Here is an 18,197-nt window from a genome sequence, read left to right on the forward strand (position 1 = left end):
CACATGACTCCCGGACCCGAGGCCGATTTTGCGCGTTCTTGTGTTCCCTCGATCACTTCGAGTGGTCAGCGGGTGTGTCTGTTGACCTCCGACGGGGTCCGGATCGAGGCCGCCCACACCCCCCGCCGGGCCCCGTACGGAGCGGATCCGGGCGCCTGCGCCGACGCCCCGGCGATCGTCCTCGCACACGGCTTCACAGGGGCGCTGGAGCGCCCCGCACTGCGTCGGGTGGCCGCCGCATTTTCCCAGCATGCGGACGTGATCACGTTTTCTTTCCGTGGACATGGCGGCTCCGGCGGGCGGTCCACCGTCGGCGACCGCGAGGTGGAGGATCTGGCCGCCGCGGTCCGCTGGGCCCGCGCCCTGGGCCACCGCCGGGTCGCCACCGTCGGCTTCTCCATGGGCGGCTCGGTCGTCCTGCGGCATGCGGCCCTCCACGGCCCGGGGGCGCACGAAGAGCGCACCGGTGCGCACCCCGACACGGCCGTCTCGGTGAGCGCCCCGGCCCGCTGGTACTACCGCGGCACCGCGTCCATGCGCCGCGTCCGCTGGGCCATCACCCGCCCCGCCGGCCGGCTCGTCTCCCGGCTCGGGCTGCGCACCCGGATCCACCCCGAGGACTGGGACCCGGTCCCGCTCTCCCCCACCGAGGCCGTGCCGCGGATCGCGCCCACGCCGCTGCTGCTGGTCCACGGCGACCGCGACCCGTATTTCCCCCTCGACCATCCGCACATGCTGATGTCGGCCGCCGACCCCGCGACGACGGAGCTGTGGATCGAGCGGGGCTTCGGGCACGCGGAGAACGCGGCGGGGCCGGAGCTGCTGGGGCGGATCGGGGAGTGGATCGCGGCCCGCACCCCGGCGTAGCGCCGCGGCGGCCGGCCCGCCGCGCTCACTCCGGCTCGGCCACCGCCTCGGCGAACTGCGCCGCGTACAGGCGGGCGTAGGCGCCGCCCGCCGCCAGCAGGGCGTCATGGGGGCCCTGCTCGACGATCGCGCCGTTCTCCATCACCAGGATGACGTCGGCGTCGCGGATCGTGGAGAGCCGGTGGGCGATGACGAAGCTGGTGCGGCCGCTGCGGAGCCGGGCCATCGCGTGCTGGATGAGCACCTCGGTGCGGGTGTCGACCGAGCTGGTGGCCTCGTCCAGGACGAGGATGGCCGGTTCCGCCAGGAAGGCCCGGGCGATGGTGATCAGCTGCTTCTCACCGACCGAGACATTGGCGCCCTCGTCGTCGAGCACCGTCTCGTAGCCGTCCGGCAGGGTGCGCACGAAGCGGTCGACATGGGTGGCCCTGGCCGCCGCCACGATCTTGTCCATGGAGGTGCCCGCGGGCGCTCCGTAGGCGATGTTCTCCGCGATCGTGCCGCCGAAGAGCCAGGTGTCCTGGAGGACCATGCCGATGTGGGAGCGCAGCTCCTCACGTGCCATGCCGGCGATGTCGGTGCCGTCGAGGGTGATCCGGCCGCCGCGTACCTCGTAGAAGCGCATCAGCAGATTGACGAGTGTGGTCTTGCCGGCGCCCGTCGGGCCGACGATCGCCACCGTCTGCCCGGGGTGGACGGCCAGCGACAGGTCCTCGATGAGCGGCTTGTCGGCCGCGTAGTGGAAGGTGACGTCCTCGAACTCGACGCGTCCCTCGACCCGCTCGGGCCGGGCCGGGCGGGCGGCGTCGGGCTCCTGCTCGGCGGCGTCGAGGAGTTCGAAGACCCGCTCGGCGGAGGCGACGCCGGACTGGACGAGGTTGGCCATCGAGGCGACCTGGGTGAGCGGCTGGCTGAACTGCCGGGAGTACTGGACGAAGGCCTGGACGTCACCGATGGACAGCGCCCCGGAGGCGACCCGCAGACCGCCGACGACCGCCACCATGACGTAGTTCAGATTGCCGATGAACATCATCGCGGGCTGGATGATCCCGGAGATGAACTGGGCCCGGAACCCGGCGGCGTACAGCGCGTCGTTCTGCTCGCGGAACAGCTCGGCGGACTCGCGCTGGCGGCCGAAGACCTTCACCAGGCTGTGGCCGGTGTACATCTCCTCGATGTGCGCGTTGAGCTTGCCGGTGGTCTTCCACTGCTGGACGAACTGCGGCTGGGCCCGCTTGCCGACCTGGGTGGCGACGACGATCGAGACCGGGACCGTGACCAGGGCGACCAGCGCCAGCAGCCACGAGATCCAGAACATCATCACCAGCACCCCGGCGATGGTCAGCAGCGAGGCCACGATCTGGCTGAGGGTCTGCTGCAGCGTCTGCTGGATGTTGTCGATGTCGTTGGTGGCCCGGGAGAGCACCTCACCGCGCTGCTGCCGGTCGAAGTAGCTCAGCGGCAGCCGTGCCAGCTTCTCCTCGACCTGCTCGCGCAGCCGGAAGACGGTCCGCTGGACGACGCGGGTGGCGATCCGGGCCTGGACGAAGCCGAACACCGCGGCGCCCAGGTAGATCAGGGTGGCCCAGAGCAGGACCCCGCCGACGGCACCGAAATCGATGCCCCGGCCGGGGACGACCGGCATCGTGCCGAGCATGTCGGCGAGCCCGCCCTGACCGTGGGCGCGCAGCCGGTCCATCGCCTGGGCCTTGCTGAGCCCCTCGGGCAGCCGGCGGCCGATCACGCCGGACATGATCAGGTCGGTGGCCCGGCCCAGGACCTTGGGGCCCACCACCGTCAGCGTCACGCTGGCGACGGCCAGCACCAGCGCGATGCCGATGACGCCGCGCTCGGGCCGCATCTGGGACAGCAGCCGCTTGCCGGAGCCCTTGAAGTCCATGGACTTCTCGGTGGGCTGGCCGCCCATCATCCGGGCGGGCCCGACCGCCGGGGCCGGGCCTCTTCGGGGCGCCGCCGGAGCGCTCTGCTCGCCGGCTGCCGGGGTCCCGGCGGCCGGCGCCCTGTCCGCGGTGGTCACGCCGCCTCCTGCTCGGTGAGCTGGGAGAGCACGATCTCCCGGTAGGTCTCGTTGCCGGCCATCAGCTCGGTGTGGGTACCGGTGCCGACGACCCGGCCCTCGTCCAGGACGACGATCCGGTCGGCCCCGCGGATCGTGGCGACCCGCTGGGCGACGATCACCACCGTCGCGCGGTCGGTCTCCCGGGACAGCGCGGCCCGCAGCGCCGCGTCCGTCGCGTAGTCCAGCGCGGAGAAGGAGTCGTCGAAGAGGTAGATCTCGGGACGGCGCACCAGCGCCCGCGCGATGGCCAGCCGCTGCCGCTGACCGCCGGAGACATTGCCGCCGCCCTGCGCGACGGGGGCCGCCAGCCCGCCCTCCATCCGCTCGACGAACTCCCGCGCCTGGGCGGTCTCCAGCGCCTGCCACAGCTCGTCGTCGGTGGCGTCCGGGTTGCCGTAGCGCAGGTTGCTGGCGACGGTGCCGGAGAAGAGGTACGGCTTCTGCGGGACCAGGCCTATGGTCCGGGCCAGCGTCTCGTGGTCGAGGGTGCGGACGTCCTCGCCGTCCACCAGGACCGCGCCGCCGGTCGCGTCGAACAGCCGCGGTACGAGGCCCAGCAGGGTCGACTTGCCGGAGCCCGTCGAACCGATGACGGCGGTGGTCTCACCCGGGCGGGCGATCAGCGAGATGTCCTTGAGGACCGGCTGCTCGGCACCGGGGAAGCGGAACTCGACGTGGCGCAGCTCCAGTTCGCCGTGCCGGCGCAGCGTGGTGACCGGGTTTTCCGGCGGGGTGACGCTGGAGTCGGTCGACAGCACCTCCTGGATGCGCTCGGCGCAGACCTCCGCGCGCGGCAGCATCATCACCATGAACGTCGCCATCATGATCGACATCAGGATGTACATGAGGTAGCTGAGGAACGCCGTCAGCGCGCCGATCTGCATGTCGTTGGCGTCGATCCGCAGCCCGCCGAACCAGACGACGGCCACGCTGGAGAGGTTCACGATCAGCATGACCAGCGGGAACATCATCGACATCAGCCGGCCGGAACGCAGCGACACCTCGAACAGATCGGTGTTCGCCCCGGCGAACCGCTCGCGCTCGTAGCCGTCGCGGACGAAGGCGCGGATGACGCGGATGCCGGTGATCTGCTCGCGCAGTACGCGGTTGACGGTGTCGATGCGCTGCTGCACCCCGCGGAAGAGCGGGCGCAGCCGGCGCACGATCAGGGAGATCAGCACCCCCAGGACCGGGACGATGACCAGCAGCAGACCGGACAGCGGCACGTCCTGGTTGAGCGCCATCAGCACGCCGCCGATGCACATGATCGGCGCCGTGACCATCATCGTGAACGTCATCAGCACCAGCATCTGGACCTGCTGGACGTCATTGGTGGTGCGGGTGATCAGCGACGGCGCCCCGAACGCGCCCACTTCCCGGGAGGAGAAGGACTGCACCCGGTCGAAGACCGCGGCGCGGAGGTCCCGGCCGAGCGCCATGGCCGTCCGGGCACCGAAGTAGACGGCACCGATCGCGCAGACGATCTGCAGCAGAGTGACGGCGATCATGAAGCCGCCGGTGCCGAAGATGTAGCCCGTGTCCCCCTTCACCACGCCGTTGTCGATGATGTCGGCGTTGAGGGTGGGCAGAAAGAGGGTGGCCAGCGTCTGGATCAGCTGGAGCAGCACGATCAGGGAGATCGCGCGTCTGTGGGGCCGCAGATGTCCCCGTACAAGTCGGACCAACACACAGTGAGCCTAAGCGAACATGTGCCCACGGCAACCGAATTTCCCCGTTCTGCCCCGCTTGGACAGACAGCCTTTGCCAGAAGTTGCCGGAACCGGAGCGGCCGCCGCGTACGCCATCATGGAGGCGGCAACGACGGGGCGCCCGCCACCACCGGCAGCCCCCGACCGACACGACGCACACCACGCACACCACGCACACGACGAACACGACGAAGAGGCCGCCGTGACAACAACTGGCACCGTGCGCTATTGGGCAGCGGCCAAGGCCGCCGCCGGCACGGCAGAGGAGCCGTATGCGGCGGCGACGCTCGCCGAGGCACTCGACGCGGCGCGGGCGGTGCACGCCGCGAACCCCGAGTTCGCCCGCGTGCTGCTGCGCTGCTCGTTCCTGGTGGACGGCGATCCGGTCGGCACCCGAGACCACGGGACGGTGGCGCTGGCCGAGGGCGGGACCGTCGAGGTACTGCCGCCGTTCGCGGGAGGGTGAGCACACGATCATGAGCGACAACCAGCCGCAGCACCGCAATCCGTATCCGCCGCACGACCCCGCCGCGCGGCACGACCCGTACGGCCGGCCGGATCCGTACGCGCCACAGGACCCGTACGCCGCGCAGGACCCGTACGCCCCGCAGGATCCCTACGCCGCGCAGCAGCAGGGGCACGACCCCTACGGGCAGCCTGCGTACGGGCAGCAGGCGGGGCACGACCCGTACGGGCAGCAGTACGGGCGGGACCCGTACGGACGCGATCAGTACGGGCGGGAGGCGTACGGGCAGCAGCAGTACGGGCACCGGCCGCAGCACGCACGGCCACAGCCGCAGCAGTCCCAGCAGCCGCAATCACAGCAGCCCCCGCAGCAGCCCCAGCAGCCGCAGCACCCGCAACATCAACCGCAGCAGCAGCCGCAGCCGCCCTACGGCCACGACGGCTACCGCATCCCGTCCGCGGAGACCTCGCAGCTGCCCACCCAGCACCAGAGCGCGCGGCCGGCCGAGGACCCCTACGGCCGCGCACACCCCCAGCAGGCCAGGCCGGCGCCCGCCGCGCCCGCGGCCAAGCCGCCGCTGCCCACCCCGCCGGTCTCCAGCGCCCCGCTCGCGGCCAACCAGCGGGCCCGCGCCGAGGGCCGCTCGCCGATCATCCCGCCCGGCATCCAGCCGGCCGCGCTGACCGCCGGGCTCGCCCTGCTGCTGGCGCTGACCGCACCGCTGAGCCGCCCGGTGCTCGCCGTCCCGGTGGCGCTGCTGCAGGCCGTCACCGCCGCCGGCTGGTTCCGGCTGAACGGCATGTGGCCGGCCCGCCAGGGCATCGCGCTCGCCTTCCTCGCCGGTCTGACCACCGATGTCGCGCTGCTGGCCACCGACCGCGCGAGCGCGCCGCTGGTGGGCATCGGCACGCTCGGCGTGTGGTGCCTGTTCGTCCTCGTCCTCCAGCTGCGCAACCGCAGCAGCGCCGACGAGCGGATGTACGCACTGACCGCGGGCCTGACCTCGACCGCGCTCGCGGTGCTCGCCGGCGGCCAGCTCGCGGCGAGCCCGCATGCGGTGGTGGTCGGCGCCGCCGGCGCCGCGGTGGCCACCCTCGCCCGTGCGCTGCCGCTGCCGGGCCCCGCCTCGATCGGCGTCTGTCTGGTGGCCGCCGCCGGCGCCGGTATCGCGGCCGGCCAGCTCACCGGCCTCGGCGTGTCCGGGGCGCTGCTGGGCCTGGCGGCCGGCGGCTGCGCCCTGATCGGGCTGCGGGTGGCCAGTTACGACTACCCCTCCCGCTTCGTCCATCTGACGGCCGGGGTGGCCCTGCCGCTGGCCCTGGCCGCCCCGGCGGTCTACGTCCTGGGACGCACGCTGGGATAACCGCCACAGGAGGCGCACACGCCGCACAATCCCCAGGACTACGCGGCGAAACGGAGCGGCGGCCACCGGACAGCGCACCCTGCGCCCTCCGGCGGCCGCCGCTCCCGCTTCCCGTTCGACGTCGTCTAGGCTCCCCGGAATGCAGGCAGGGGGCCTGCCCGGACGAGTCGGCCGGTATCCGGCCCAGGTGTGGGGGAAGTGGTTCGATGCGTGCACTTCGTGTGCTGCTGTTCGTCGTGGTCATACTCGGCGGGCTCTTCGTGGCGGCCGACCGGGTCGCGGTGAATCTCGCCGAGGACAAGGCCGCGGACAAGATCCGCAGCAGCCAGGGGCTCGACAAGACGCCGAACGTCGCCATCAAGGGATTCCCGTTCCTGACCCAGGTCGCCGGCCGCAACCTCCAGGAGGTCGACGCCGACCTCGGGGGCATCGAGGCCCGCGCCGAGGGCCGCACGCTGCGCATCGACCAGCTGTCGGCACAGTTCCACGAGGTCGCGCTGAACAGCGACTACACCTCCATCGAGAGCGCCGCCTGGGCGACCGGCAACGCCCGGATCAACTACGCCGACCTGACCCGGGCGGCGGGCGCCGACGTCAAGGTCACCTACGGCGGCCAGAAGAACGGCCGCAGCCAGGTCAAGATCTCGCCGAACATCCCGGTGCTCAGCCAGCTGGACGTGACCGGCTCCATCACCATCGTCCACGGCGACACCGTCCGGCTGCGGGCCGACGGGCTCCCCTCGATGTGCAAGGTCCTGCATGGCTGCGAGGCCAAGGTCCGCGCCCAGACCGACCATGACTGGAAGCTGGAGCAGCTGCCCGGCAACCTGAAGCTGGAGAAGGTCGTGACGATGCCCGACGGCATCTCGATCTCCGCCTCCGGCAAGAACGTCAAGCTTCCCGGCTGACCGGCCGCCCACGGCGGGCCGCCCCACCGGCCCGCCCCCGGCCCGCCGCTCCGGCGCGCGGACGCTCCTGCGGCCCGCCGCACACCGCGCCGGCGCCCCGATCCGCCCGTCCGTCCAATTCCTGAGACACCCTGGTCCGTACGCCAGACCCCCCACCGGCGAACGGGCCCCGCGGGTCGCCGGACACGCGCCCGACGACCCCCTCCATCCCGCATTGCGGACAATCACGTCTCATCATTCGACACGCCGGTGACACGCCCCGCTCTGCCTCCCTACGATCGGAGCCATGCAGAGCTCATTGAGCGGTCTCCGTCCACGGGGACGTGCGGTACTGACGAAGCGGCGGGCAGTAGACCTGTGCCGCGTCGCCGCCATGCTCTGTCGCCCTGTCTGACGGGCCTTCCCCGCCCGTCCTCAGCCGGCCGGCCCTTCGGGCCGCCGTCCGCTCGTCCCCGCACGGCGCCCGCCCGGACCCACCGCCCGGAGATCGTCCGCGCGCCCCCGGCGGATCCGCGTGCCACTCTGCAACCGCCCCCGCAACTGCCCCGGAGGAGAACACCATGAGCCGTAGCGACGTCCTTGTAGACGCCGACTGGGTCGAGGCCCACCTCGAGGACCCGAAGGTCGTCCTCGTCGAGGTCGACGAGGACACCTCGGCCTACGACAAGAACCACATCAAGAACGCCGTCCGCATCGACTGGAAGCAGGACCTCCAGGACCCGGTGCGCCGTGACTTCGTCGACCAGGAGGGCTTCGAGAAGCTGCTCTCCGCCAAGGGCATCGGCAACGACGACACGGTCGTCCTCTACGGCGGCAACAACAACTGGTTCGCCTCCTACGCCTACTGGTACTTCAAGCTCTACGGCCACGGCAGCGTGAAGCTGCTCGACGGCGGCCGCAAGAAGTGGGAGCTGGACTCGCGCGACCTGGTCGACGGCTCCGAGGTTCCCCAGCGCCCGGCCACCGCCTACCGGGCCAAGGCCCAGAACACCGCCATCCGCGCCTTCCGTGACGATGTCGTCGCCGCGATCGACAACCTCAACCTGGTCGACGTGCGCTCCCCCGACGAGTTCAGCGGCAAGCTGCTGGCCCCGGCGCACCTCCCGCAGGAGCAGTCGCAGCGCCCCGGCCACGTGCCCAGCGCCCGCAACATCCCGTGGTCGAAGAACGCCAACGACGACGGCACCTTCAAGTCGGACGAGGAGCTCAAGGCCCTCTACGAGACGGAGTCCGTGGACCTGGCCAAGGACACCATCGCCTACTGCCGTATCGGTGAGCGCTCCGCGCTCACCTGGTTCGTCCTGCACGAGCTCCTGGACCAGGCGAACGTCAAGAACTACGACGGCTCCTGGACCGAGTACGGCTCGCTGGTCGGCGTGCCGATCGAGCTCGGCGCCGCCAAGTAAGCCCGCAAGCTTCTCCTCAACCCCTCAAGGAAGTACCCCTATGTGTGGAGCACAGGCAGGCGGCCCGGACGCCTCGACCCTCAAGCCCGGCGAGACCACGATCCAGGGCAGCGTGACCCGCGACGGCGAGCCCGTCACCGGTTACGTCCGACTCCTGGACAGCACCGGCGAGTTCACCGCCGAGGTCCCCACCTCCGCGACCGGACAGTTCCGCTTCTACGCGGCCGAGGGCACCTGGACGCTGCGTGCGCTCGTCCCGGGCGGCACCGCGGACCGCACCGTCGTCGCCGAGAAGGGCGGCCTGGCGGAGGTTGCCATCGCCGTCTGACGGCATCGAAGGCCGGAAGGGCCGCACCCCAGAGGTTTGGACGCCTTGATCGGGGGTGCGGCCCTTTTGCCGTGCCCGGCCCCGCACGCCCCCGGACGCCCCCGGACGCCCCCGGACGCCCCCGGACAAGGGGTCCGCGCCCGACTTCTGTCCGGCCCCGCGCGGACTTACCGTGGAGACATGGACGCGCACCGCCGGTCGCCCGTACAGCGCCGCCATCTCAGGTACTTCGTCCTGATGGGCGTGTGCCTGGTGCTGTTCGTCCTCGCCTGGGGCGTGGTGCGGCTGTGGTCGGTGCCAGCGGCGGTGGGGATGTGCGTCGTCGCCATGGTGATCCCGCCGGTCGCGGCGATCATCGGCAACCGCCGGGAGCCCGGCGAGCGCTGGTGGGACGAGTCCGGCGATCCGGAGTCCGACCGCTGGTGGCGCGAGCTGGACGACCGGGGGGACGACAAGCACCCCCAGTAGGCCCGCCCGCGCCCGCGGGGCTCAGTAGACCAACGCCTGCACGTCGTCCGGCATGATCTCGCTGACGAACACCTGGGCACCGGCGATCCCGGCCCCCTCGATGAGGTCCTTCTGCTCGACGTCACGCCGGGCTGCGCACTGGGTGCAGACCGTGATGGCCCCGCCGCCGGCCCGGATTCCGTCGATCAGCTCCGGCAGCGGCGCCGCGTGCGGCAGCTCGAACTCCGCCGCCCGTCCCGGCAGCGCGAACCACACCGACTCCCCGGTCAGCCACAGCGACACCTCGACGCCGCTGGCGACCGCCACCGCCGCCACCGTGAACGCCTGCGAACACCGCTCGGGCGCGTCCGCGCCCGCCGTCACCTTGATCACGAGCTTCTTCGCCATGGGGCAAGACTAGGCGCGAGGGGCGGGCGGCAGACCTCACAGCGCCGCTGTCGGCGCCGCCGACTAGACTCGCAGGCGGTCCGTTACCCCCTCACTCCGTTCAAGGAGCGCGCTCGTGCTTGAGGCATTCTTCACCACCCTGCTCGTTCTGGTCGCCGTCGGCGTGCTCGGGTTCGCCGCTCTGACCTGGCAGAAGCTCTACCAGGGCCAGCGCTGACCAACCGCCGGCAGCCTTCGGCCGAGCACCTTTTGCGCCCCTTCCGCCCCCTTCTATAGATCGTCTGAGCTCTCATGATCGAGATCCCGTCCGACCTGAACCCGGCCCTGGTGCCGCTCGTCTTCCTCCTCGGCAAGTGGGAGGGCGCCGGCGTCGCCGACTTCCCCGGCACCGAGAAGTGCAACTTCGGGCAGTCGGTCACCTTCACCCACGATGGCCGTGACTTCCTCGAGTACACCTCGCACAGCTGGGTGCTCGACGGCGAGGGCAAGAAGGTCCGCCCCCTGGAGACCGAAACCGGCTTCTGGCGCATCGACGCGCACCGCAAGGTCGAGGTCGTGATGTGCCGCGACCAGGGCCTGGTGGAGGTCTGGTACGGCGAGCTGGCCGACCAGAAGCCGCAGATCGACCTGGCCACCGACGCCGTCGCCCGCACCGCGGCCTCCGGCCCGTACAGCGGCGGCAAGCGGCTGTACGGCTACGTCAACAGCGACCTGATGTGGGTCGGCGAGAAGTCCACCCCGGACGTGCCGCTGCGGCCCTACATGTCGGCGCATCTGAAGAAGGTCGTCGACCTCCAGGAGTGGGCGGAGAACCTCCCCGAGGACACGGCGGACGGCGTCTCCTTCTTCCGGCCGGACGGCACGCCCTACAACCCGTAAAGCCTGCGGGTGGAATCTTCGCCGTCCCGGGGTGGAGCACCTCATACTGGCGGTGTGGTGACCAAAGACTGGCAGAGCGACCTCCGCAGGCGCGGATACCGCCTGACCCCACAGCGTCAGCTCGTGCTGGAGGCCGTGGACAGGCTGGAGCACGCCACCCCGGACGACCTCCTCACCGAGGTGCGCAAGACGGCGGGCGGGGTGAACATCTCCACCGTCTACCGGACCCTGGAACTCCTGGAGGAGCTGGGCCTGGTCAGCCATGCCCACCTCGGGCACGGGGCACCCACCTACCACCTCGCCGACCGCCACCACCACATCCACCTGGTGTGCCGGGACTGCACGGACGTCATCGAGGCGGACCTGTCGGTGGCCGAGCCGTTCACGGCGCGGCTGCGCGAACAGTTCGACTTCGAGACGGACATGAAGCATTTCGCGATCTTCGGGCGCTGTGCCTCCTGCCGGGGCAAGGCGGCCCAGGGCGACGGCTGAGGTAGTTGCCGGCGAGTCGTAGGCTGGGCACATGCTGCGACAAACACCCGCCAGTCCCCTGCTGTCGCTGCCCGGCGCCGTCCCGGCCGAGGCCCCCGACGAAGGCGTCGCGGCGCACTACGGCGACCTCTTCCGTGAGCAGCGCGCGCTCGCCGGCGGCTCCGGCTTCGTCGACCTCTCCCACCGCGGCGTGGTCACCGTCACCGGCGCCGAGCGGCTGAGCTGGCTGCATCTGCTGCTCACCCAGCACGTCAGCGACCTGCCGCCCGGCCATGCCACCGAGGCGCTGATCCTCTCCGCGCACGGCCACATCGAGCACGCCGTCTCCCTCGTCGACGACGGCGAGACGACCTGGATGCACACCGAACCGGGCACCCAGGAGGCGCTGATCGCCTACCTGGAGAGCATGAAGTTCTTCTACCGGGTCGAGGTCACCGACCGCACCGACGAGATCGCCGTCGTGCATCTGCCGGCCGGCTCCATCGCCGAGGTGCCCGAGCACACCGTCGTCCGCGAGACCCCGTACGGCCGCGATCTGTTCCTGCCGCGCACCGGTCTGGAGGACTTCGCCGCCGCTCACGGGCCGGCCATCGGCGTGCTGGCGCTGGAGGCGCTGCGCGTGGAGGCCCACCGCCCGCGGCTGGGCCTGGAGACCGACCACCGCACCATCCCGCACGAGGTGGGCTGGATCGGCAGCGCCGTCCACCTCCAGAAGGGCTGCTACCGCGGCCAGGAGACCGTCGCCCGGGTCCACAACCTCGGCAAGCCGCCGCGCCGGCTGGTCTTCCTGCACCTGGACGGCAGCGAGGTCCATCTGCCGCCGCACGGCACCCCCATCCGCCTCGCCGCGGACGGCGAGGAGGGCCGCCAGCTCGGCTTCCTGACCACCTCGGCCCGCCATCACGAGCTCGGCCCGATCGCGCTCGCCCTGGTCAAGCGGAACGTTCCGGTGGACGCCCCACTGATGGCGGGCGGCACCGCCGCGGCACAGGAGGTCGTCGTCGAGCCGTGAGCCGCGGGCCGCGGGCGCGAACCGCGAACCGCTGCCGGGGCTACACCTCGACCAGCACCGTGAACGGCCCGTCGTTGGTCAGCGACACCTTCATGTCGGCCCCGAAGCGGCCGGTCTCCACATGGGCGCCCAGCGCCCGGAGCTGTGCGACGACCTCGTCGACCAGCGGCTCGGCGACCGGCCCCGGGGCCGCGGCGTTCCAGGTGGGCCGGCGCCCCTTGCGGGCGTCACCGTAGAGAGTGAACTGGCTGATCACCAGGAGCGGCGCCGAGGTGTCCGAGCAGGACTTCTCGCCCTGCAACAGCCGCACCGACCACAGCTTGCGGGCGAGCTGTGCCGCCTTCTGCGGGGTGTCGTCGTGCGTGACCCCCACCAGCACGCACAGCCCCTCACCGACGACCTCGCCGACCGTCTCGCCCGCCACCTCGACGCGTGCGCCGTCAACCCTCTGCACCACAGCTCGCATACCCGCCATGATGCCGGGCGGGCCGCCCCCTTCGGACAGCAGTGCCCCTACGGGGGCCGTTCGGGTGCCATGGCCCTGCAGAAGGACCGCCCAGAGTGGCACGATGCGTGCACGTGGTGCGTTTCATGGACAACATGCCCAGGACGCGGCACCGGACGAGGGGACGGAACGATTCATGAGCACTCTCGGCGCCGGACAGACACCCGGTCCCGGACCAACCGCCCGCACAACACCGACCGGACGGACGGCATCCACCGCCCCCACGACAGACCCTGCCCGTCCGGCCCCCGGCACCCCACCACCCCCCACCGCCCTGACGACGACCACGACCTCGGCCGGCGCCGAGCCCCCCGGCACGGAGGACGGCCCCATGCTCCCGGCAGGCAAGGCGCAGCACCCCCGCACCCCGGAGCAGCGCGACCGCTGCCTGCCGGCCACGACTCCCGATCTGTCCGGGCTGGGGCTGCCCGAGCTGCGGGTCGTGCGGCGTGATTCGCAGCAGAAAGAGGCCGATCTGAGCTATCTGCGGCGGCTGTTGCAGGGCCGGATCGACATCCTGCGGGCCGAGATCGCCCGCCGGACCACCCAGCACTCGCCCCTCCTCGACCGGCTCCCGGAGATCCTGACGGACCTGCCGTCGCGGCACCGTTCCTCGGCGCGGCATGTGACGCTCGGGACCCCGCACAGCGAGGAGTACCGCAGGCTGGCCGAGGACATGCTCGGCGAGGTGGAGCTGTCCGACCTCACCGCGCGCACGGACCAGGAGCTGCACGACGCGATGCGCCGGCTGATCCGCTACGAACAGCAGGTCTCGCGCCGCCGCCAGGCGCTGCAGCGCACCACCGACGAGTGCAGCGCGGAAATCGCCCGCAGGTACCGTGAAGGCGAAGCCCAAGTAGACGACCTGCTGTCCTGACCGGCCACAAGCCTCCGGGGGCACAGGTCACTCCCGGAAGGCCACCGATGACCTCGCCCACTCCGATACCCGAGCCGACCCCGGGCTCCGCCGCGTCCCCGGTTTCCGGGGCGGCGGCGCCCCTCACGGCTCACCCCGTCCTCGCCGAGGTCGTCCGCTCCGGCTTCGTCGAGGGACGGCACCGCGGCTCGCTGGTGGTCCTCGCGGCCGACGGCAGCGTGGACTGGTCGCTGGGCGAGGTCACCACGCCGGTCTTCCCCCGTTCGACGAACAAGCCGATGCAGGCCGCGGCGGTGCTGCGGGCGGGCCTGGACCTCTCCGGTGAGCGGCTGGCACTGGCCGCCGCGAGCCACTCCGGCGAGCCGTTCCACCTCGCGCTCGTACGGACCATGCTGGCCGAGCACGGGCTGACCGCCGACCAGCTGCAGACGCCGGCGGACCTGCCGCTGGACCCGGAGGAGGCGGAGGCCTACCTCGCCGCGGGTAGCGCCCGCGACCGCCTGACCATGAACTGCTCGGGCAAGCACGCCGCCATGCTGGCCGCCGCCGCACTGAACGGCTGGCCGCTCGCCACGTACCTCGACCCGGACCATCCGCTGCAGCAGCTGGTGGCCGACGGGGTCCGCACCGCCGCCGGCGAGGACGTCGCCCACATCGGCACGGACGGCTGCGGCGCGCCCCTGCTCTCGCTCTCCCTGACGGGCCTGGCGCGCGCCTTCCGGCACTTCGTCCTGGCCGGGCCCGGTACCCCGGAGCGGCGGGTCGCCGACGCGATGCGCGCCCACCCGGAGTACGTCGCCGGCACCCGCCGCCCCGACACCTGGCTGATGCAGGCCCTCCCCGGCACGCTCGCCAAGATGGGCGCCGAGGCCGTCCAGGCGCTGGCCCTGCCCGACGGCCGCGCCCTGGCCTTCAAGATCGACGACGGCGCCACCCGCACCCTCGGCCCGGTCCTCGCCCGCACCCTGCGCCTCATGGGCATCGACGCCCCCGTGCTCTCCCGCCTCGAGGACGCCCCGCTCCTCGGCGGCGGCGCCCGGGTGGGCGAGATCCGCGCCAGCTTCTGAGCGGCGGGTTTCCACAGCGGCAGGTTTTCGAGGGGCGTGTCCTGAGCGGCATGTTCTGAGCGGCATGTGCTGAGCGGCACGGCTCGGGGGCCGGGCGGCGGGCGACCGGCGCCCGGCCCGGCCGGCCGGCCCCACCGACCGCCACCGCGACAGGCATGTGCCGCTGCCGCAACGGCGACGGCCTGCATAAGGTGGCGATGACAGGGCACGCACGAAGCACCCACCACAGCAGGAGGCCGGCGACCATGAGCGACGCGAATTCCGAGCCGCAGGGGCCCGAGGCGATCGAGCACGCGCACGACCCCGAGGTACTGCAGCTCGCGGCCAAGGTGTTCGACCTGGCGCGGCACGGTGACACCGACACCGTCGCCGCCTATGTGGACGCGGGCGTTCCCGCCAACCTGACCAACGACAAGGGCGACTCGCTCGTGATGCTGGCGGCGTACCACGGCCACCCGGCCACCGTGGAGGCGCTGTTGCAGCGCGGCGCCGACGCCGACCGCCCCAACGACCGCGGCCAGACCCCGCTCGCCGGCGCGGTCTTCAAGGCCGAGGACGAGGTCGTCAAGGTCCTGGTGGCACACGGCGCGGACCCGTCGGCGGGCACCCCCTCGGCGATCGACACGGCCCGGATGTTCGAGAAGACGGAGCTGCTGAAGCTGTTCGGGGCGGAGTGATCCGACCCGGCGGACGGGCCGGCGGACGTAAACCAGGCGGGCGGGGCCGTCCGGGCGATTGCCCGGCCGGCCCCGCCCGTCCGTGTTTGACCTCAAGTTCGCTTGAGGTCCTAGCGTCGGGTCCCGACGGCACCCCGGCCGTCACCGACTCACGCGTCGTCACGCCGCGCCATCCATGAAGGGCCCCGCATGTCCGAGCATCCCTACCGCCTCACAGTGATCGTCGGCAGCACCCGGGAGGGCCGGTTCGCGCCCGTCATCGCGCACTGGTTCACCCGGCACGCCGCACGCCACCCGCACATCGACGTGGACGTCATCGACCTGGACGCGGTCCGCCCGTACACCCTCCGCCACGGCAGCGAGGAGTACGAGTCCTTCGCCAAGCGCGTGGACGAGGCGGACGCGTTCGTCGTGATCACCCCGGAGTACAACCACTCCTTCCCCGCCCCGCTGAAGCACGCCATCGACCTGCTGCACACCCCGTGGCAGGCCAAGCCGGTCGGCTTCGTCTCGTACGGCGGGATCTCCGGCGGCCTGCGCGCCGTCGAACAACTGCGGCTGGTCTTCGCCGAGTTGCACGCCACCACGGTGCGCGACACGGTGAGCTTCCCGCTCGCCGGCAACCTCTTCGACGACGCGGGCGAGCTGCGCGACCCGGCCGCCGCCACACAGGCCGCCGACGCCCTGCTCCACCAGCTGACCTGGTGGGCCGTAACCCTCCGCGAGGCACGCGCCACACGGCCGTACGGGGGCTAGGACCACCAGGACGGAGCACTGCTCCGGGCGTCCGCCGCGGTCACCACCACGGGCCACCACGGGCCACTGCGGGCGCCCACAACCGGCGGCTCCCACCGGCCCGTTGCGTTCGCCTTGCGAGGCCGCGCCACCTCGGCCGCCCGGGCCCGAGGTCAGCGCACCGCCGTCGCGACATGCATGCGCATCCCGCACGGAATGCGCCCGTCCGGCAGGGCCAGCGCCGCCGACTCCGCCTCGAAGCGGGCCCGCAGATCCGCCATGACGGAGGCATCGAGCGGCCCGACGTCGTAGTACGCGGCCACGGTGCGCCAGACCTGCTCGGGCGGGCCGGTCAGATCGATCCGTACCGTCTCCCATTCCACCGGCCCGAATCCGGCCGGACGGAACACCGCGTCGAAGCCTTCGCAGGTCCGCAGCCGCCGGTCCCCGAGGCGCGGGATCCGCTGTTCCTCGGGCGCCGCGAGGAACAGCGGCTTCGCCAGCCGCAGAAACAGCTCGCAGGCCTCGCCGCCGGCCGCCCCACCGCCCAGGACGGCGGCCAGCGTGCCGCCCGGCTCCAGCACCCGCGCCAGCTCCGTCGCAACCCGTTCCGCCTCCCCCATCAGCATCAGCGCCATATGGGACACACAGCCGTCGAACCAGCCGTCCTGGAAGGGCAGTTGTTGCGCCCGCCCCACACGGAGGTCGGCCCGGCCGACACCCGGCCGGCGGCGCGCCAGCGCCAGCTCCTCGGCGGACAGGTCGAGCCCGGCGAGCTCCCGCGGGGCGCCCCCTTCCCGCTCGGCGAGGAGTTCGAGCAGCAGCCCGTCGCCGCACCCGAGATCCAGCACCCGGCCGCACCCCGAGACCCGGTCCCGCAGGATCTGGTAGCCGGAACGGCCGTCCTCGGCCCGCCCGTGCGCCATGGCCTGCGTCGTCACCGCGGGGTGTGCGGCATGAAAGGTCCGCAGAAACTCTTCCTGATCCGTCGTCATCCACCGATCCTAGGAGCCCCGCCCCCTCCTCGGCCGCGCCGAGTCCGGAACACAACTCCCCACTTCCCGCGCCGAGTTCTCACCCCAGGGAGGGGCGCTCCTGGAGCGCCCAGCCGTTGCCGTCCGGGTCGCTGAAGTAGACGAACGAGTTCCACGCGCCGCCGGGACCGTCGACCATCGTCCCGTTCTCCACATGCTGTACGGGGCCGACCGCCACACCCCGTTCGGCCAGCTCCGCACGGGCCGAGGCGATATCGGGCACCACCAGCTGCAGCCCGTGCACCGAACCCGGCTGCACTTCCGGGTCCTCGGTACCCGCGCCGATGACGATCGAGCAGCCCGACCCCGGCGGCGTCAGCTGCACGATGCGGACATCGCCGCCGACGCACATGTCGTGATCGACGGCGAAGCCCATCTGCTCGCTGTAGAAGCGCTTCGCCCGTTCCACGTCGGCGACCGGAATCGGCACCAGTTCCAGCTTCCAGTCCATGGCGCGCCGTCCTTCCGTTCGGCCGGCGGCCCAGGAACGACGGCCGTGGGCACCGGCTTGCCGCGCTGCAAAAAGTCTAGGCAGCGGGACGCGGACGCGCCCAGGCGTGGCGGAGTGAGCACGCACTCCGTAGCGTGGAGGTGTGCCCCCGCCGCACGCCGACGCACTCCGGCGTGCGCGTCGAGCAGCGCCGAGCCGTGATCGTGGTCGCCGCGCTACCGCTGGTGGCGGAGTACGGCGCGGCCGTCACCACCAGCCGGATCGCCCGCGCCGCCGGTATCGGGGGAGGCGACGATCTTCCGGGCGTTCAAGGACAGGGACAAGGACGAGGTGCCGGACGCCTGTGTCACCGAGGCCGTCGACCCCGACCATGTGCTGCGCGCACTGGCCTCGATCTCCCGGGCCGAGCCGCTCGCCACCCGGCTGACCGAAGCCGACGAGGCGCTGCGCGCCCACATGGAGCGGATGGCCACGGCGCCGCGCTGC

The 18,197-nt window shown here is 72.0% G+C and carries 21 protein-coding genes and 1 pseudogene; 16 read left to right on the top strand and 6 right to left on the bottom strand.

Features of this window, described 5'->3' with window-relative positions; all coding sequences use genetic code 11:
• Positions 1 to 3 precede the first annotated feature (3 nt).
• Complete coding sequence (locus OIU81_RS14860) at positions 4 to 867, top strand: alpha/beta hydrolase family protein (RefSeq protein WP_329147897.1); 864 nt, start codon at positions 4 to 6, stop codon at positions 865 to 867.
• 25 nt (positions 868 to 892) lie between these two features.
• On the opposite strand, the gene OIU81_RS14865 is transcribed toward OIU81_RS14860, so the two are convergent.
• Both OIU81_RS14865 and OIU81_RS14870 read right to left on the bottom strand, forming a co-directional pair.
• On the bottom strand, positions 893 to 2,794 hold the full coding sequence (locus OIU81_RS14865; protein ID WP_329155159.1) for an ABC transporter ATP-binding protein: 1,902 nt from the start codon (positions 2,792 to 2,794) through the stop codon (positions 893 to 895).
• A 107-nt stretch (positions 2,795 to 2,901) separates the two neighbouring features.
• The gene (locus tag OIU81_RS14870; RefSeq protein ID WP_329147899.1) at positions 2,902 to 4,635 is read right to left on the bottom strand and encodes an ABC transporter ATP-binding protein; all 1,734 of its coding nucleotides are present in this window, start codon (positions 4,633 to 4,635) and stop codon (positions 2,902 to 2,904) included.
• A gap of 241 nt (positions 4,636 to 4,876) precedes the next feature.
• Here OIU81_RS14870 and OIU81_RS14875 point away from each other — a divergent pair, with 241 nt between their 5' ends.
• From OIU81_RS14875 to OIU81_RS14900, 7 genes are all read left to right on the top strand, one after another.
• Positions 4,877 to 5,122: a MoaD/ThiS family protein gene (locus OIU81_RS14875; RefSeq protein WP_443074142.1), complete on the top strand. Its 246-nt coding sequence runs from the start codon at positions 4,877 to 4,879 to the stop codon at positions 5,120 to 5,122.
• Between the two features lie 10 nt (positions 5,123 to 5,132).
• A complete protein-coding gene (locus OIU81_RS14880) occupies positions 5,133 to 6,485 on the top strand; it encodes a hypothetical protein (protein WP_329147901.1) in 1,353 nt (450 codons plus the stop codon).
• A gap of 206 nt (positions 6,486 to 6,691) precedes the next feature.
• Complete coding sequence (locus OIU81_RS14885) at positions 6,692 to 7,393, top strand: LmeA family phospholipid-binding protein (RefSeq protein WP_329147903.1); 702 nt, start codon at positions 6,692 to 6,694, stop codon at positions 7,391 to 7,393.
• A 286-nt stretch (positions 7,394 to 7,679) separates the two neighbouring features.
• The gene (locus tag OIU81_RS42345) at positions 7,680 to 7,787 is read left to right on the top strand and encodes a putative leader peptide (RefSeq protein ID WP_350252853.1); all 108 of its coding nucleotides are present in this window, start codon (positions 7,680 to 7,682) and stop codon (positions 7,785 to 7,787) included.
• Positions 7,788 to 7,953: 166 nt separating this feature from the next.
• Positions 7,954 to 8,799: a sulfurtransferase gene (locus OIU81_RS14890; RefSeq protein WP_329147904.1), complete on the top strand. Its 846-nt coding sequence runs from the start codon at positions 7,954 to 7,956 to the stop codon at positions 8,797 to 8,799.
• A gap of 40 nt (positions 8,800 to 8,839) precedes the next feature.
• Positions 8,840 to 9,127, top strand: a complete 288-nt coding sequence (locus OIU81_RS14895) for a DUF1416 domain-containing protein (protein ID WP_189101324.1) — start codon at positions 8,840 to 8,842, stop codon at positions 9,125 to 9,127.
• 180 nt (positions 9,128 to 9,307) lie between these two features.
• On the top strand, positions 9,308 to 9,595 hold the full coding sequence (locus OIU81_RS14900; RefSeq protein ID WP_249638077.1) for a DUF3099 domain-containing protein: 288 nt from the start codon (positions 9,308 to 9,310) through the stop codon (positions 9,593 to 9,595).
• Positions 9,596 to 9,616: 21 nt separating this feature from the next.
• On the opposite strand, the gene OIU81_RS14905 is transcribed toward OIU81_RS14900, so the two are convergent.
• The gene (locus OIU81_RS14905) at positions 9,617 to 9,982 is read right to left on the bottom strand and encodes a DsrE family protein (RefSeq protein ID WP_329147907.1); all 366 of its coding nucleotides are present in this window, start codon (positions 9,980 to 9,982) and stop codon (positions 9,617 to 9,619) included.
• A gap of 291 nt (positions 9,983 to 10,273) precedes the next feature.
• Between OIU81_RS14905 and OIU81_RS14910 the strand changes: the two genes are divergently transcribed.
• The 3 genes from OIU81_RS14910 to ygfZ are packed head-to-tail and all read left to right on the top strand — an operon-like array spanning position 10,274 to position 12,365.
• Complete coding sequence (locus OIU81_RS14910; protein ID WP_329147909.1) at positions 10,274 to 10,861, top strand: FABP family protein; 588 nt, start codon at positions 10,274 to 10,276, stop codon at positions 10,859 to 10,861.
• 54 nt (positions 10,862 to 10,915) lie between these two features.
• Positions 10,916 to 11,353, top strand: coding sequence for a Fur family transcriptional regulator (locus tag OIU81_RS14915; protein WP_329147911.1), 438 nt, complete (start codon positions 10,916 to 10,918; stop codon positions 11,351 to 11,353).
• A 31-nt stretch (positions 11,354 to 11,384) separates the two neighbouring features.
• Entirely contained in the window at positions 11,385 to 12,365 is a 981-nt protein-coding gene (ygfZ, locus tag OIU81_RS14920; protein ID WP_329147913.1) for a CAF17-like 4Fe-4S cluster assembly/insertion protein YgfZ, read from the top strand.
• 40 nt (positions 12,366 to 12,405) lie between these two features.
• On the opposite strand, the gene dtd is transcribed toward ygfZ, so the two are convergent.
• Positions 12,406 to 12,831 carry a D-aminoacyl-tRNA deacylase gene (gene dtd / locus OIU81_RS14925; RefSeq protein WP_329147915.1) on the bottom strand — a complete coding sequence of 142 codons (426 nt, stop codon included), beginning with the start codon at positions 12,829 to 12,831 and terminating at the stop codon, positions 12,406 to 12,408.
• 175 nt (positions 12,832 to 13,006) lie between these two features.
• Here dtd and OIU81_RS14930 point away from each other — a divergent pair, with 175 nt between their 5' ends.
• The 4 genes from OIU81_RS14930 to OIU81_RS14945 all read left to right on the top strand — a co-directional run bounded on the left by OIU81_RS14930 (position 13,007) and on the right by OIU81_RS14945 (position 16,247).
• The gene (locus tag OIU81_RS14930) at positions 13,007 to 13,747 is read left to right on the top strand and encodes an RsiG family protein (protein WP_443073992.1); all 741 of its coding nucleotides are present in this window, start codon (positions 13,007 to 13,009) and stop codon (positions 13,745 to 13,747) included.
• A 47-nt stretch (positions 13,748 to 13,794) separates the two neighbouring features.
• Complete coding sequence (locus OIU81_RS14935; RefSeq protein ID WP_329147917.1) at positions 13,795 to 14,814, top strand: asparaginase; 1,020 nt, start codon at positions 13,795 to 13,797, stop codon at positions 14,812 to 14,814.
• Between the two features lie 245 nt (positions 14,815 to 15,059).
• Positions 15,060 to 15,491, top strand: coding sequence for an ankyrin repeat domain-containing protein (locus OIU81_RS14940; protein ID WP_189104125.1), 432 nt, complete (start codon positions 15,060 to 15,062; stop codon positions 15,489 to 15,491).
• A gap of 189 nt (positions 15,492 to 15,680) precedes the next feature.
• Positions 15,681 to 16,247 (top strand): NADPH-dependent FMN reductase, encoded by a 567-nt coding sequence (locus OIU81_RS14945; protein WP_329147921.1) that lies wholly within the window; start codon positions 15,681 to 15,683, stop codon positions 16,245 to 16,247.
• Between the two features lie 152 nt (positions 16,248 to 16,399).
• On the opposite strand, the gene OIU81_RS14950 is transcribed toward OIU81_RS14945, so the two are convergent.
• Both OIU81_RS14950 and OIU81_RS14955 read right to left on the bottom strand, forming a co-directional pair.
• On the bottom strand, positions 16,400 to 17,221 hold the full coding sequence (locus OIU81_RS14950; protein WP_329147923.1) for a class I SAM-dependent methyltransferase: 822 nt from the start codon (positions 17,219 to 17,221) through the stop codon (positions 16,400 to 16,402).
• 79 nt (positions 17,222 to 17,300) lie between these two features.
• A complete protein-coding gene (locus OIU81_RS14955; RefSeq protein ID WP_329147925.1) occupies positions 17,301 to 17,711 on the bottom strand; it encodes a VOC family protein in 411 nt (136 codons plus the stop codon).
• A gap of 197 nt (positions 17,712 to 17,908) precedes the next feature.
• Here OIU81_RS14955 and OIU81_RS14960 point away from each other — a divergent pair.
• Positions 17,909 to 18,185, top strand: a pseudogene (locus OIU81_RS14960) (TetR family transcriptional regulator); the annotation flags it as partial.
• Positions 18,186 to 18,197 lie beyond the last annotated feature (12 nt).

This window comes from Streptomyces sp. NBC_01454 (genome assembly GCF_036227565.1).
In the GTDB taxonomy this organism is placed as follows: domain Bacteria; phylum Actinomycetota; class Actinomycetes; order Streptomycetales; family Streptomycetaceae; genus Streptomyces.

Bases quoted from the DNA above. Each gene is read 5' to 3' on its own strand.
- OIU81_RS14900 (WP_249638077.1), top strand. From the start codon at position 9,308: ATGGACGCGCACCGCCGGTCGCCCGTACAGCGCCGCCATCTCAGGTAC.
- OIU81_RS14860 (WP_329147897.1), top strand. From the start codon at position 4: ATGACTCCCGGACCCGAGGCCGATTTTGCGCGTTCTTGTGTTCCCTCG.
- OIU81_RS14955 (WP_329147925.1), bottom strand. From the start codon at position 17,711: ATGGACTGGAAGCTGGAACTGGTGCCGATTCCGGTCGCCGACGTGGAA.
- OIU81_RS42345 (WP_350252853.1), top strand. From the start codon at position 7,680: ATGCAGAGCTCATTGAGCGGTCTCCGTCCACGGGGACGTGCGGTACTG.
- OIU81_RS14865 (WP_329155159.1), bottom strand. From the start codon at position 2,794: ATGGGCGGCCAGCCCACCGAGAAGTCCATGGACTTCAAGGGCTCCGGC.
- OIU81_RS14910 (WP_329147909.1), top strand. From the start codon at position 10,274: ATGATCGAGATCCCGTCCGACCTGAACCCGGCCCTGGTGCCGCTCGTC.
- OIU81_RS14945 (WP_329147921.1), top strand. From the start codon at position 15,681: ATGTCCGAGCATCCCTACCGCCTCACAGTGATCGTCGGCAGCACCCGG.
- OIU81_RS14890 (WP_329147904.1), top strand. From the start codon at position 7,954: ATGAGCCGTAGCGACGTCCTTGTAGACGCCGACTGGGTCGAGGCCCAC.
- dtd (WP_329147915.1), bottom strand. From the start codon at position 12,831: ATGCGAGCTGTGGTGCAGAGGGTTGACGGCGCACGCGTCGAGGTGGCG.
- OIU81_RS14885 (WP_329147903.1), top strand. From the start codon at position 6,692: ATGCGTGCACTTCGTGTGCTGCTGTTCGTCGTGGTCATACTCGGCGGG.
- OIU81_RS14930 (WP_443073992.1), top strand. From the start codon at position 13,007: ATGAGCACTCTCGGCGCCGGACAGACACCCGGTCCCGGACCAACCGCC.
- OIU81_RS14940 (WP_189104125.1), top strand. From the start codon at position 15,060: ATGAGCGACGCGAATTCCGAGCCGCAGGGGCCCGAGGCGATCGAGCAC.
- OIU81_RS14935 (WP_329147917.1), top strand. From the start codon at position 13,795: ATGACCTCGCCCACTCCGATACCCGAGCCGACCCCGGGCTCCGCCGCG.
- OIU81_RS14950 (WP_329147923.1), bottom strand. From the start codon at position 17,221: ATGACGACGGATCAGGAAGAGTTTCTGCGGACCTTTCATGCCGCACAC.
- OIU81_RS14905 (WP_329147907.1), bottom strand. From the start codon at position 9,982: ATGGCGAAGAAGCTCGTGATCAAGGTGACGGCGGGCGCGGACGCGCCC.
- OIU81_RS14880 (WP_329147901.1), top strand. From the start codon at position 5,133: ATGAGCGACAACCAGCCGCAGCACCGCAATCCGTATCCGCCGCACGAC.
- ygfZ (WP_329147913.1), top strand. From the start codon at position 11,385: ATGCTGCGACAAACACCCGCCAGTCCCCTGCTGTCGCTGCCCGGCGCC.
- OIU81_RS14895 (WP_189101324.1), top strand. From the start codon at position 8,840: ATGTGTGGAGCACAGGCAGGCGGCCCGGACGCCTCGACCCTCAAGCCC.